The following is a 13,351-nucleotide window of genomic DNA, read 5'->3' as shown; positions in this document are numbered from 1 at the left end:
CGGAAATAATCCTGCTGAACCATTAACTTTAAGTGTCAATAAGACAATTAAATATTTCTTATTAAAGTCTGACACTTTCCACCGTATTTATAATACGATGTATGAAAATCCGATAGCCAAAAGAACCGACAGCCCTGTTATTAATTTATTTACGCTGGTCATTCAGTATGCCTKACCGGTTTACTCACCTGTGCTGATAGTCCCCGTGCATCCCTTTCCACTAATGCAGATAGCTACGGCGCCTTGCCATGGCTGGTTCCCACGTGTGCCTGATTTCTCTGAACCATACATTTTCAACCAACACAAATCAATTATTTATGAAAAAAGCTTTATCTCTTTTCGTCTTTCTGCTAATGACCGTACTCGTATCGGCGCAAAAAACGGTATACATACCACCCGAGTTCAGTACGGATCCCTATTTATCTACCTGGTCATACAGTCGCAGTTATCAATCGGCCAACTTTGTGGTATTCTGGGGGTCGGTAGTAGGCACCAATCCGGCCACTTACAGCGATCCTAACCTGGCATTTAATCCACAGGCTATATGTGATACGCTGGAAAAAATCTATACAAAATATATAACAGAAATCGGTTTCTGCTCAGATGCTGCCACCAAAAACCTGGGCAAATACAAACTCATTATCGTGATGAATGATACCTGGGGAACGGGAGGGCCCAGCGGATGGGCCTTTGGCGGCACCTATGGTAATACCATCGGGGCCATGTGGGTACATCCCAATGCTACCAGGGACGGCGGCGTTACCAGCCATGAACTCACGCATAGCCTACAGGGCATGATTGCCATCCAGGAAAATGCCAACTGTGGCTTTAACAATTATGATCCTGCGGGCTTCTTCTGGGAAACACATGCTAACTTCATGCGTACACAAATGTATCCCCGTTTTGCCAATGATGACCTTCCCCGGTGGATGGCTACCAGCATGTTCCATTTTAGCTCCACCCGACACCATTACGATGCTTTTAAAATGCTGTGGTATATGCAACAGGTGGATGGCATTACAATGGTAAACAGGTTGTGGAAAGAGTCGATCCGCACCAGTTCTACCGCAGGAGAACATCCGCTGATGACCTACAGACGTCTTAAAAGCTGGACCCAGGCACAGCTCAATACTTTTATGTACGACTATGTTAAAAGGGAAGTAGCCTGCGACTATACCGTAAACGGATTTGGGGCTATTTACAAAGCAGAACGCGATCGCTTAAAAGTACAGGAACCACATTATATCTGGCGGCTATATACTATGCTGCAACAGGTGAATGCCAGTACCGGAAGATATAAAATAGATAATGCCAGCGCACCACAGGATTATGGCTACAATATTATTCCGTTATATACCACCTGCAGTGCCAGGAATGTAACCGTAAAATTTAAAGGTCATACAGAAGTTAACAGCACTGCCGGCTGGCGTTACGGCTTTGTGACCACACTGTCGAATGGTAATATATCCCGCTATGGTACTACCGCTACTGCGAATGAAAGTGAAATCAGCTTCACTATGAACAGCAATGAAACTCAGTTGTACCTGGTAGTGATGGGTGCTCCCACCACCCACACCAGTTATGTATGGGAACCGGGCTGGCCTAAGATAAAACGCTATCCCTATGAACTACGTATAGCCAATGCCGTACCTGAAGGTTATCAGAGTACTTTCCGCTCCGCGTACAAAACTAACGGTCATACCCATACGAATGGCGGCGGCTGGGTAGCCAACAGTGCTACTGTTGCTTCTACTGCCTATGTAGGCCCCAAAGCTATTGTACTGGGCAATTCCGTTATCACCGGCACGTCACAGATTACGGGCAATGCCTGGGTGGAAAATGCCACGGTGGGCAATACGGTGACCATTAGCGGTAATGCCAGCGTATATGGCGGCAGTTACACCGGCAGCGCAGTGGTAACAGATAACGCCGTGCTCACCGATTGTACGGTTTCCGGCAGTGCCAATATAAAGGGCGATGCGCTTGAATGGGGCGTTACCTTTGGCAATGCCGTGGTAGTAGGTGGCGATGCCGAAATAGGCAGCTGTGCCACCAATGGCACCTATCTGCAGATACCACACCCGAACAATGGCCGGGCAGACTGTGATGGCAAAAGTGCAGGCGATGCCTCTAACACAGATGTAAACACCGCCTGGACCCAGTTCACCGATGCACAGATGGCCTGGAGTACCACTCCTACCTGCAGTGGCACCATTACGTCTGCCGCCATAACAGATAGCAGCCTGCTGCTGAAAACTACCGGCAACGCAGCTGTGGTATCCGCCATACGGGTGTATCCTAACCCGGCTGTTAACCAGTTTACCGTTACCCTGCAGGGATTCCGGAACACGAGCAATGTGCAGCTGATCATTTATAACAGCCAGGGATTGCCGGTACATATGAAAGAGATGCAGAAAGCGAGAACGACCACTTTAAAGGTGAAAGACTGGAGTACGGCTCCTGGCATCTATTACCTTAGGGCCAGCGATGGAAATAAAGCGGCTACGGAAAAGCTGATTGTAACGAACTGACACAGTTACGTACCAATTAACAACAAAACAGCCGTTCTGATCAGATCAGAACGGCTGTTTGCTGTATTTACAATGATATGTGATTACAGGTGAATGGCTTCGCCGTAAGCTACTTCTATGGCGTCTTTTACAGATTCGCTCATAGTTGGATGCGGGTGGATAGAATCCAGCACTTCCTGGTAAGTAGTTTCCAGTTTACGCGCTACTACTGTTTCTGCAATGATCTCCGTAACGTTGGCACCGATCATGTGGGTACCTAACCATTCGCCGTATTTAGCGTCAAAGATCACTTTTACGAAACCTTCAGTAGCACCGGCTGCAGAAGCTTTACCGGAAGCAGAGAATGGGAATTTACCCACTTTAACTTCGTAACCGGCTTCTTTCGCTGCCTTTTCAGTATAACCAACAGAAGCAATTTCAGGTGCGCAATAAGTACAACCTGGAATGTTCATATAGTCAATAGTAGCTGGTTTATGCGCATATTTCTTTTCGTTGTATGCGATGGCTTCCACGCAAACGATCGCTTCTTTGGAAGCGACGTGTGCCAGTGCCTGACCAGGAACCATGTCGCCAATAGCGTAAACGCCCGGAACATTGGTTTGGTAGTATTTATCTACCAGTACGCGGCCTTTATCGGTTTTAATACCCATTCCTTCCAGACCGATATTTTCGATATTAGCTGCAATACCCACCGCGCTCAGTACCACGTCTGCTTCCAGGGTGATTTCGCCGGTTTGTGTTTTCACCTTAGCCTTCACACCGTCACCAGCGGCTTCCACTGCTTCTACCGAAGCGTTGGTCATGATTTCGATGCCTTTCTTTTTGTATATTTTTTCCAGTTCTTTGGAGATATCTTCGTCTTCTACCGGAACAATGCGTGGGAGGAACTCAACGATGGTTACTTTAGTACCCAGGGTTGCGTAGAAATAAGCAAATTCAACACCGATCGCACCAGAACCCACTACAATCATGGATTTAGGTTGCTTAGGCAATACCATTGCTTCGCGGTAACCAATTACATTCTTACCATCAATTTTCAGGTTAGGCAGTTCACGCGCACGGGCACCTGTAGCCAGAATGATGTGTTTTGCTTCGTGTACAGCAGCTTTACCGTCTTTATCAGTAACTTCTACCTGGCCTTTGGATTTTACCTTTCCATTGCCCATTAATACATCAATCTTATTTTTCTTCATCAGGAACTGAACGCCCCTGCTCATTTTATCAGCAACACCGCGACTACGCTTGATCACCGCCTCAAAGTCTACCTGTGCATCACTTACAGTAATACCGTAGTCTTTTGAATGCTGCGTATATTCAAAAACCTGTGCAGTTTTTAATAAAGCTTTGGTTGGAATACAGCCCCAGTTTAAACAGATACCACCCAGGCTCTCTCTTTCCACGATTGCAGTTTTAAATCCCAGCTGAGAAGCACGGATAGCAGCCACATATCCGCCGGGCCCACTACCAATTACGATTACGTCGTATGCCATATTGTTTAATTTTAAATTGAACTCGCCAAAGGTAAATAAATAAGCAGAAAGCGCAAACAGCTTTTAGCCATTAGCTTTTAGCTATTAGCAAAATGCAGCGAAGATCAGGTGTTGTCCCATCTCCGCTGCATTTTGCTAATAGCTAAAAGCTAATGGCTAAAAGCTACCGAAGGTCCACCACTTCCACGCCAGGATAGTTCTTGGCATCAAAAGTAAAGGTAGCATCGCTCAGGTTGGTATTTGGTGTAAAATTGGTGATTTCGTACGTGTAGTGATTACCGTTTTTCTCGAAAACTTTCATTTTCGCGATACTCTGGTTTTTCTTATCTACAGAAACAATCACTTTAAAAACGTTCTTGGATTTATCAGTAGGTGTCAGCTCAATGTTCTGCAACACTTTACCTTTTTCAGTCGTTTCAGGTTCCAGTTTGTACAAATAATCTTTGTCGTAGAAATTGGTAAACAGTTTGGCAGGTGTCATAGCGCCACTGCTTTGATCCACGTTATTCACAGTTACCTCGTTTACATCCTTGGCATATGTCCAGGATGTTTTGTTATCACTGATTATTTCCTGTCCGGGCAGCGTTACTTTATATTTAGCGCCTTTCAGGTAGACTGTTCCTTTTTTGGAATCTGTTACACTGTTGTTGGCACCTTCTACTTTCAATATAAAATTAGCTACTACTGTTTTTAATGATTTGAATTTATTACTAACACCATCCAGAACGGTTTTAGCCTTGGGGTCGGATCCGCCCTTAGATTGTGCCATGCCGCTGAAAATGATACCACTCAACAACATTCCTGTTAATACAAATTTCTTCATCGTAGTTTTTTTTAGTTTGTGCTAACCTGCAGAGACAAATGCCATGCCGGTATAGCTGTGTTGGTCTTTTACAGGGTGCGAAATTCAGTATATTTCCTGAAAAAGGGTAATAATTTCGAAAGACCTTAACATATTATAACAAATTATTAAGGATTTCCTGTAATTCGCTTTCCGATCTCACCAATACCTCCCTTGCCTTGCTCCCCATGTTGGGGCCTACTATATTGGCTGCTTCCAGCTGATCCATAAGTCTTCCTGCCCGGTTATACCCCAGTTTCATACGGCGTTGCAGCAAAGAAGTTGACCCTTGCTGGGTGGTAACGATCACCTGGGCAGCCTCTTCAAACAGCGGATCCCGGTCAGCAATACTGAGTTCTTTACCATCCGGATCCTTGTCATCTACATACTCAGGCAACAGGAATGCGTCCGGATAGCCTTTCTGATTTCCGATGAATTCGGCCACATTTTCCACTTCCGGCGTATCTACAAAGGCGCATTGCAGACGTACCAGCTCCCCGTTAAAGGAAACCAGCATATCCCCCTGACCGATGAGCTGTTCCGCACCACCAATATCCAGGATGGTACGGGAATCTATTTTGGAAGATACCTTAAAGGCCACGCGGGCCGGGAAGTTAGCTTTGATGGTACCCGTGATAATGTTTACAGAAGGGCGTTGCGTGGCAATGATGAGGTGAATACCCACTGCACGGGCCAGCTGCGCCAAACGGGCAATCGGCATTTCCACTTCCTTACCAGCAGTCATGATCAGATCCGCGAACTCATCTACCACCAATACAATGAAAGGCAGGTAACGGTGTCCTTTCAACGGATTCAGGCGGCGTTGGGTAAACTTACCATTGTACTCGCGGATATTACGGGTGCCTGCTTCCTTGAGCAGGTCATAGCGCAGATCCATTTCAATACACAAGGCATTGAGGGTGTGGATTACTTTCTTGGTATCGGTAATAATCGCATCATCTTCTCCGGGTAATTTAGCCAGGAAGTGCTTCTCAATGAGCTTGTAGAGCGATAGTTCCACTTTTTTGGGGTCTACCAGTACAAACTTCAGCTGGGAAGGATGCTTTTTATACAACAGCGACACCAGCAACGTATTGATACCCACAGATTTACCCTGACCAGTAGCTCCCGCCATGAGCAGGTGGGGCATTTTAGCCAGATCTGCAATGAAGTTTTCATTGTCGATCTTTTTACCAATAGCAATCGGCAAATCCATGGTGCTGGTCTGGAATTTTTCCGAGGCCAGTATATTCTTAAGTGATACGATGGTTTTCTTTACGTTAGGGACCTCAATACCAATGGTACCTCTACCCGGGATTGGGGCAATGATACGGATACCAAGCGCCGACAGACTCAGGGCGATGTCATCTTCCAGGTTTTTAATACGGGAGATACGAACGCCGGCAGCCGGCACAATTTCGTACAGTGTCACTGTTGGTCCTACGGTAGCACTTATTTTCTGTATGGAGATGTCATAATTCTTCAGGGTATCAATGATCTGGTTTTTATTCTTTTCCAGTTCAGCCGTGTCTTGTACAATTACTTTATCGGCGTTATGGTTTTCCAGCAGGTCCAGTGTTGGAAACTTATAGTCTCTCAGGTCCAGTGAAGGATCGTACGGATCTACCGGCTCCACGGGTCTGGATGGCTGGATTTCCTCGACTTCTTCTTCTTCATCCCGGAAAGTAGGCTTAATTTCAAATGCCACTTCCTGCGGCTCGTTTTTCTTTCTAGTTGGTGGAGGTGTTTGTTCGGGTATTTCTTCTATATACAATAATGGTCCGGGGTCTTCTTCCTCTTCTTCCTCAGACAATTCCGCGTCAGATTCTTCCGGCAATCCGGGCGTAACAACGGGCGTTGCTGGTGGCATGTAGGCAGCATGAGAAGGTATCACGGTGATGTCTTCTCTTTCTACCAGGTGCATGGGTGGCAGATCTTCTTCGTCTTCTTCGGCTACTTCTTCATGTGGAGGAATCACCATTACACCACCCTCTCCTTTCAATCCGTTTTTACGTGGATCTTCTTTAACCGGGGCGGGTGCAGCCGCCGCAGCCGCGTTGGCTACCGGTGGCACAGGAACAGTGGCCGGAACTGGTTTCGGAAGTTTGATTTTCTTTTCCGGCCATTTGAAATCAAAATTAAATTTCCAGATGAGCCAGGAGAAACCCACTACCAGTAATAAGAGTGCGGTACCCGTTTTACCAACAAAACCAGACGTCCATTTATTCAGGGCATCACCCAAAGCACCTCCCCAGGGGAAATCTCCTCCACCGGCTACAAATGCCATGGACATGCTGATAAAGAGCAGACCGAACAAAATATATTTTACGTTACGCCATACGCGGAAAACGCGGCGCCCTACGATGAAGTTAATACCGACAATAAAAAAGAAGTAACAGAACAGGTAAGCAGCAATGCCCACACCATAAAAAAAGAAGTTGTGTGACACATAAGCGCCCAGGCGGCCCAGTAGATTATCTACTTTTACATCGCCGAAGAAAAGCTCCCGGGTAGAATAATGGAATATTTTATCCTGGTCATCTTCCCAGGTAAAAAGATAGGAGGTGAAAGCAATAAAACAATAAACAGACAGCAAAAGAAAGAACACGCCCATTACTTTATGGGTACGTTCATCTTTCACCAGCTCTTTTACTTTCACCTCAGGCTCCTTGTCTTTCGTCAACACTTCAGGGTTTGGTGTGGGGCCTTTCGGTTTCTTGCTTTCCGGTTTTTCGGTTTTCAGTTTATTCCTGGACATAATTAGCTTTTAGCTGTTAGCTGCCAGCTTTTAGTTTTCAGCATGGAGTGCCAAAAACCAACAGATGACAGCTATATAACTTCAGATTTGGGACTTCCTGGTGAACTATGGCAACTGTAAAATCCAGTGTGCTATAAATTCGGGTACCAGGGGATCAATGGTTTGTTCCAGCTCTCCGTATTCGTTTGCTGTACATGTTTTACAACGTTGGAACAAATGGTTCAATCCATCAAACTTACGGATTGTCACCAGCAAATTTCCATTTTCGGTTAATGCACGTTCAATAGCATTCAGATTTGTGGTAGCATCCACCTGTATATCTTGTGTTCCGTTAATCGCCATAAACGGACATTTGATCTGTTTAAGGTACGTTAATGGATTGTATTTCAAAATTGAAATTGCTTCCGGGCTCAGACTGGCATTGTTCACCATATCTTCTGCCGTCATTTCTTTTTTCACGGATTCATCAGAGCTACGGTATAATTCTCTGATGATTTTTTCCGCTTTGGGTCTGATGACAGCCATACTGCTATCGCTCGCCAGCAGGTCCCAATAAGGCTTCATACGTTGCCGGTCTGCCAGGATAAAGCTGTCGGATTTACCTGCCATACTTTGTTTGATCGCCATTTGCTGATCTATCAGTTGGCGGCCGGTTAATCCCACGCCTGCCATGGATATTACAAAAGCCACTCCTGGATTGTTTGCCGCTACGATCTGTGCTACGATTCCACCCTCACTGTGTCCCAGCAAACCAACGGTTAGCGGATCCACATCTCTTCTCTTTTTCAGGTAGGCCATACTGGTACTCACATCATGTGCAAAATCATTGACAGTAGCTGCATAGTAATCACCGGTAGACTTGCCTACGCCCCGGTCATCGAACCGCAGCGAAGCAATGCCGTTCCGGGCAAAATAATCTGCCAGCACCAGGAACAGCTTATGACCTGCTATTTCCTCATCCCTGTTCTGGGGGCCGGATCCGCTGATCATCACCACTACCGGGTATCTGCCGTTGGCGGCAGGACGGGTAAAGGTACCTGCAAGGGAAACGCTGTCTTTTATATTATTAAACCTGACTTCTTCTGTGTAATAAGGGTAAGGAGGTTTTGGTTCCTGTGGCCTTTTATACAGTTCTGCCTTGGTGATTTCCTTACGACCCAGATCTACCGGATTCTCATCACCGCCAAAGGTGGAAATTCCTTTGAACTGTTGCGTGGCAGGATCCCATACCCCGGTATATGCAAATCTGACTTCATCTATGCGCAGGAGCAGGGTGTCTTTCCGGTAAACGACCGTTTCCAGTTCAAACGTTTCGGCATCCGCCAGATCGGGTAATTCGATACGCCCCTTATATCCGCCGGCTCCATCTTTTTCCAGCTGCACCACCATGCGATATTTATCGCCATAGTAACGTTTCAGGGTACCGTACCATTTGCCGGCAATACCGGAATTATCCTGTGCCATCGCCATTGAACCCACCAGCACGCCCAGCAGCAACACCCAAAAACCTTTATACATATACGAGTTCCTCTTTATGCTTTTAATTTTAAAACACCCAGCAGAAGGCTCACCCAGCCTGCTATGAAGAATACACCACCAATAGGTGTAACAATACCAATTCCTCTTAAACCCACGTTGCCCGTCATTTTGAGCATGGTCATGGCGTAAAGGGAACCGGAAAATAAAATGATACCGATAATAAAACACCTGCCTGCCCACTCCAGGTGAGCACCGGGGATCTGGGCAAAAAGAATACCAGTAGCAATTAAAGCAAATACGTGATAGAACTGATAAGTAACGCCTGTCTGAAAAGTAGATACGGTATCTGCCGGCACCAGTTCTTTCAGCTTATGCGCACCAAATGCACCTAAGATGACTGCTAATGCACCAAATATCGCCGCCCAAACCAAAAAACTTTTATGCATGCTATAAATTTTGCGTAAAGGTATCCAATGAAATATTATCCGATGAAATTATATGCCTGGATTGCTGGTAAAAAGGCAGGCGTTCCGCCATTTTCTTTTCCACAAATCCGATCAGGTCATCGTCTTCCAGGTCTGCGATCAGCGGACGCTTGAATTTTTTACGTTGCAGTCTTTCCACCATAGCTTCCAGCGAAGGATTGATCCAGATGGTCGTACCATGTTCATTCATGAAATCCATATTCTCCTGAAAACAGGGTGTACCGCCGCCACAGGAGATCAGGAAGTTTTCCTGTTCAGATAATTCACGGAGCAGTTTACTTTCCCTGTCCCGGAAATAATCTTCTCCTTTGGATGAAAAAATATCTGCAATCGCCATTTCTTCTGCTTCTACAATCACTTCATCGAGATCATAGTAGGGAAGGTTCAGATGATCTGCCAGTTGTTTACCCCAATAGGATTTTCCGGCACCCATAAAACCGAGTAAATATATTTTCATAAATAACGCAACAGTGCTTAAAAAATTCTTTCCTCACGCAGGATGAGTCCATGCCAGGCATAGGTCATTTTCCATAATATATTGCAAATATAACCGCGTATTTGTATCCTGTTTGTTAAAATCGGCGGTTATGAAACCTGCCTGCTGATAAACAAAGGGATGTAACCGCATATTCTCTTTAAAATCAACGCTTCCCAGTCCATACCACTTGAACATGGCTTCTTTGGCGCTCCAGCAGATTGTTTTATGTGACAGTTCATGTGCCGGATCTATAAACGATCTTTCGGCCGGTGACAGGAACTTATGCGATACCAGTTCTATTTTTTCTCTCACCTCTTCAATATCTATGCCTACCGCTGCTTTGGTGCTTACAATAGCCGCCGCATAATCCCCGCAATGCGAGATAGAAAAATGGTAGCTACCACATGCCAGCAAGGGTTTCCGGCTATTGTTCACGGTAATCTTATGGATCGGAAAGTCCGGAAAAAGTGTCACTAGCAGGTATCTGCCCGCAAAGTGCTGCAGGCGCTTATGCGGATGATGAATCGACGGGCTGATGTTTACCTTCTCCCGGAAAAAAGCTTCGTCCTCTGTTATCTTCCATACACCCAGTCTCGTTTCCGGTTCTATTTGTATCGTTCGTATTAATGGCATATCTTGCCAAATTAAAGCAAAAAAGCATAAAAAACAGCATTTGTAGGAGCTGAAAGCATAAAGCTGAAAGCAAAACTACTCATGAAACCAGCGGAAAGCTTTTTGCTTTCAGCTTTTTGCTTTATTCAAAATACAGCTCACTAAAACTAAACGAACCTAAGCATGATTCTGTCAGACAAACGGATACTGGAGGAAATTGAAAAAGGCACTATCGTCATTGCTCCCTATGACCGGAAATTCCTGGGTACTAATTCTTACGACGTGCACCTGGGTAAATACCTGGCCACCTACAAAGACCGTGTACTGGATGCTCGCAAACACAATGAAATTGAACATTTTGAAATACCGGAAGAAGGATTTGTTTTACAACCCGGTACCCTGTACCTGGGCGTAACGGAAGAATATACCGAAACACATGCACATGTTCCTTTCCTGGAAGGCAAGTCCAGCACGGGCCGTTTAGGAATAGATATTCATGCTACTGCCGGTAAAGGGGATGTTGGTTTCTGCAATACCTGGACACTGGAAATTTCCTGTGCCCAACCTGTACGCATATACGCAGGCATGCCTATTGGCCAGCTGATCTACTTTGTGGTAGAAGGCGAAGTAGAAATTCTTTACAATAAAAAAGGTAATGCCAAATATAATGGTCGCACGATTAAGCCCGTGGAGAGCATGATGTGGCGAAATGAATTTTAAGTAGCTTTTAGCCATTAGCTTTTAGCTTTTAGCAAATGCAGCGAAGTTGATGTTATGTACATCATTTGCAACATTTACTAAAATGCTAAAAGCTATTTTTTTAATGACTGTTTCATTTGCTTCTATAGGTTTCCGCCTTATGCCTTCAGCTCAACAAAGTGGGCTTCCGCGAGCGTGGGGACTTCCAGTTTACTGATCAGGCGCTCCATTGCTGCCTGTGGCACGATCTCTTCCCGCTGCCGGTTCTGTTGCAACAGTTTCTCCGCCGGTACTTCCACATACACAATCGTTACCGCTGCATCATAGGTCGTAAAAAGACTGATCAGCTGTTCTCTCATCTGACGGGTAATATTGGTGGCGTTCCATACAAAGGGTTGCCGGTTACGCAAATACACACGGGCCTGTTCCTTGGCTGCCTGAATCACCACCCCATTGCCGCTTTTATCTGTCGGACTTATTTTCATTTCCTTACGGATATTATCCAGAGAGATAACCGGCCACTGCTGATAATGTCGCTGCACATAGGTATCCTTGCCAGCTCCCGGCAGGCCGCTCATCATGACCACGGGCGTTTGCGGCTGTTCAAAAGGCACATAATCCGCTGTGCGATCCATCTTCTGCAAGTAGTACATCCGCGCCTGCGGCGTGGCAAAAGCACGGGGCTGTCCCCAGCAATGATGCTCCCGGCATAGCTCTTCAAAGCAATCCACCCGGTATAACAGATCGGCCTGATCGGCACAGATCCGACCCAACGCATCGGCGCGGGCCAGCATGGCCAGGAGTTGTGTATTCACCTCCAGACTGGCGATGATCACAGCTCTCTGCGGATCCGGTTTTTCGAATACCCACAAAGGAAGGCCGTGATATCTGACAAGTTTGGCGATCTGCTCCCGTATGGCAAAAGGTGCAGGCACCTCCCGGTAAAGGATTTGCCGGGCACGCCCCTCTCCTTTGCGGGCATGGCCCGCAGAAGTGATACGCCCGTCCGGCTCCGTTACCGTAGTGCTATACTTTTCCACATCATGCAGCAGCGCTGCCGCCCACAACAGTTCCTGGTCAGCGGATGACAATGCCGCATATTCAGGCAGCTGCACCAGGGCCTCCAGTACCATCTGCGTATGTATGGCTACATTGCCCTCTGCATGGTAGCGTACATCCTGCGGTACTTCCTTCATCACACGTACCCATTCAAAGATTTGTTCCAGCCACTCCCACGATTTATTTTCACTGAGCTGCCACATAGTTACCTCCTTCATTATTTAGCCTTGCACGGCGCCAGTGACGGGTCCAGTGCTGGTCTGTTTTTACATGTCCTTTGCGGACATACTTAAACACATTGTCTGCAAAATCACTGACCGCATAACCTGCGGCATTACGGGAAACAATTCCCTCGATGGTGGCCGGGAAACCGGTATGCACATCATGTGGTTCAAAAGTCCCTCTGCCGCAGACGAGCGATAAAGTATCCTGTTCAAATTCACTGCGTGTAGCCGGAGGCGTTATACACTTAATTTCCGGTACTACCGGCAGGTCCAGCATGGCGGCATAAAAATGTGTTTCCTCCCAACTGAGCCAGCGGTTACCTTCCCGGATACCAAATACATAGAAATGATGATCCAGGTTTCTATATTCAATAGAATGTACCGCGTACAGATTTTCCAGGAAGATTTCCAGGTCGCCGAGGTCATTCTTTATACTTTGCCAGTAACGGCGGATGCTTGCTGTCCACGCGGATGTTGTGGGCGCTGCATGTGAGCGCGCAAATACACCATGGCGGGAAAGACAATTATTTTCACCGTCCAGTTTTTCCGTATGAATCAACACAGGAATCCGTTGCAGCTGTTGCCAGTATTCATATTGAATACGGTCATCGCTGCTGGTCCCGGGCGAAAACGGATAATGCCAGGTACGGCCATATTTCTGAGAAATTGCCATGTTATCGGAGTTTAAATTAAAC

11 protein-coding genes are annotated in these 13,351 nt (G+C 46.3%); 2 read left to right on the top strand and 9 right to left on the bottom strand.

All coding sequences use genetic code 11. The features are described from left to right. Positions 1–317: 317 nt before the first annotated feature. Complete coding sequence (locus AC1DCV_RS27510) at positions 318–2,531, top strand: DUF6055 domain-containing protein (protein ID WP_477026190.1); 2,214 nt, start codon at positions 318–320, stop codon at positions 2,529–2,531. 83 nt (positions 2,532–2,614) lie between these two features. On the opposite strand, the gene lpdA is transcribed toward AC1DCV_RS27510, so the two are convergent. The 7 genes from lpdA to AC1DCV_RS27475 form a co-directional block, all read right to left on the bottom strand. Beyond that, on the bottom strand, positions 2,615–4,021 hold the full coding sequence (gene lpdA, locus AC1DCV_RS27505) for a dihydrolipoyl dehydrogenase (RefSeq protein WP_477026189.1): 1,407 nt from the start codon (positions 4,019–4,021) through the stop codon (positions 2,615–2,617). Positions 4,022–4,184: 163 nt separating this feature from the next. Next, positions 4,185–4,844 carry an outer membrane lipoprotein periplasmic chaperone LolA1 gene (lolA1, locus tag AC1DCV_RS27500; protein ID WP_441571823.1) on the bottom strand — a complete coding sequence of 220 codons (660 nt, stop codon included), beginning with the start codon at positions 4,842–4,844 and terminating at the stop codon, positions 4,185–4,187. A 133-nt stretch (positions 4,845–4,977) separates the two neighbouring features. Continuing rightward, positions 4,978–7,620, bottom strand: a complete 2,643-nt coding sequence (locus AC1DCV_RS27495; RefSeq protein WP_477026188.1) for a DNA translocase FtsK — start codon at positions 7,618–7,620, stop codon at positions 4,978–4,980. Between the two features lie 105 nt (positions 7,621–7,725). Then, positions 7,726–9,138 (bottom strand): alpha/beta hydrolase family protein, encoded by a 1,413-nt coding sequence (locus AC1DCV_RS27490; protein WP_477026187.1) that lies wholly within the window; start codon positions 9,136–9,138, stop codon positions 7,726–7,728. Positions 9,139–9,152: 14 nt separating this feature from the next. Further along, a complete protein-coding gene (locus AC1DCV_RS27485; protein WP_477026186.1) occupies positions 9,153–9,545 on the bottom strand; it encodes a DUF423 domain-containing protein in 393 nt (130 codons plus the stop codon). A gap of 1 nt (position 9,546) precedes the next feature. Continuing rightward, positions 9,547–10,041, bottom strand: coding sequence for a shikimate kinase (locus AC1DCV_RS27480; RefSeq protein ID WP_477026185.1), 495 nt, complete (start codon positions 10,039–10,041; stop codon positions 9,547–9,549). 33 nt (positions 10,042–10,074) lie between these two features. Next, positions 10,075–10,695 (bottom strand): 4'-phosphopantetheinyl transferase family protein, encoded by a 621-nt coding sequence (locus AC1DCV_RS27475; protein ID WP_477026184.1) that lies wholly within the window; start codon positions 10,693–10,695, stop codon positions 10,075–10,077. Positions 10,696–10,857: 162 nt separating this feature from the next. Between AC1DCV_RS27475 and dcd the strand changes: the two genes are divergently transcribed. After that, positions 10,858–11,394: a dCTP deaminase gene (dcd, locus tag AC1DCV_RS27470; protein ID WP_133812153.1), complete on the top strand. Its 537-nt coding sequence runs from the start codon at positions 10,858–10,860 to the stop codon at positions 11,392–11,394. 137 nt (positions 11,395–11,531) lie between these two features. On the opposite strand, the gene AC1DCV_RS27465 is transcribed toward dcd, so the two are convergent. Next, a complete protein-coding gene (locus AC1DCV_RS27465; RefSeq protein WP_477026183.1) occupies positions 11,532–12,650 on the bottom strand; it encodes an AAA family ATPase in 1,119 nt (372 codons plus the stop codon). Next, the gene (locus AC1DCV_RS27460) at positions 12,619–13,329 is read right to left on the bottom strand and encodes an RNA ligase family protein (RefSeq protein WP_477026182.1); all 711 of its coding nucleotides are present in this window, start codon (positions 13,327–13,329) and stop codon (positions 12,619–12,621) included. The genes AC1DCV_RS27465 and AC1DCV_RS27460 overlap by 32 nt, the downstream gene beginning before the upstream one ends. Positions 13,330–13,351: the final 22 nt, after the last annotated feature.

The organism is Chitinophaga sp. 10T418 (assembly GCF_056394125.1).
Note: the sequence above shows the minus strand (reverse complement) of the source record. Positions and strands in the feature narration are given on the sequence as shown.

Excerpts from the sequence above, each read along its gene's own strand:
- AC1DCV_RS27510 (WP_477026190.1), top strand. The coding sequence starts at position 318 with ATGAAAAAAGCTTTATCTCTTTTCGTCTTTCTGCTAATGACCGTACTC.
- lpdA (WP_477026189.1), bottom strand. The coding sequence starts at position 4,021 with ATGGCATACGACGTAATCGTAATTGGTAGTGGGCCCGGCGGATATGTG.
- lolA1 (WP_441571823.1), bottom strand. The coding sequence starts at position 4,844 with ATGAAGAAATTTGTATTAACAGGAATGTTGTTGAGTGGTATCATTTTC.
- AC1DCV_RS27495 (WP_477026188.1), bottom strand. The coding sequence starts at position 7,620 with ATGTCCAGGAATAAACTGAAAACCGAAAAACCGGAAAGCAAGAAACCG.
- AC1DCV_RS27490 (WP_477026187.1), bottom strand. The coding sequence starts at position 9,138 with ATGTATAAAGGTTTTTGGGTGTTGCTGCTGGGCGTGCTGGTGGGTTCA.
- AC1DCV_RS27485 (WP_477026186.1), bottom strand. The coding sequence starts at position 9,545 with ATGCATAAAAGTTTTTTGGTTTGGGCGGCGATATTTGGTGCATTAGCA.
- AC1DCV_RS27480 (WP_477026185.1), bottom strand. The coding sequence starts at position 10,041 with ATGAAAATATATTTACTCGGTTTTATGGGTGCCGGAAAATCCTATTGG.
- AC1DCV_RS27475 (WP_477026184.1), bottom strand. The coding sequence starts at position 10,695 with ATGCCATTAATACGAACGATACAAATAGAACCGGAAACGAGACTGGGT.
- dcd (WP_133812153.1), top strand. The coding sequence starts at position 10,858 with ATGATTCTGTCAGACAAACGGATACTGGAGGAAATTGAAAAAGGCACT.
- AC1DCV_RS27465 (WP_477026183.1), bottom strand. The coding sequence starts at position 12,650 with ATGAAGGAGGTAACTATGTGGCAGCTCAGTGAAAATAAATCGTGGGAG.
- AC1DCV_RS27460 (WP_477026182.1), bottom strand. The coding sequence starts at position 13,329 with ATGGCAATTTCTCAGAAATATGGCCGTACCTGGCATTATCCGTTTTCG.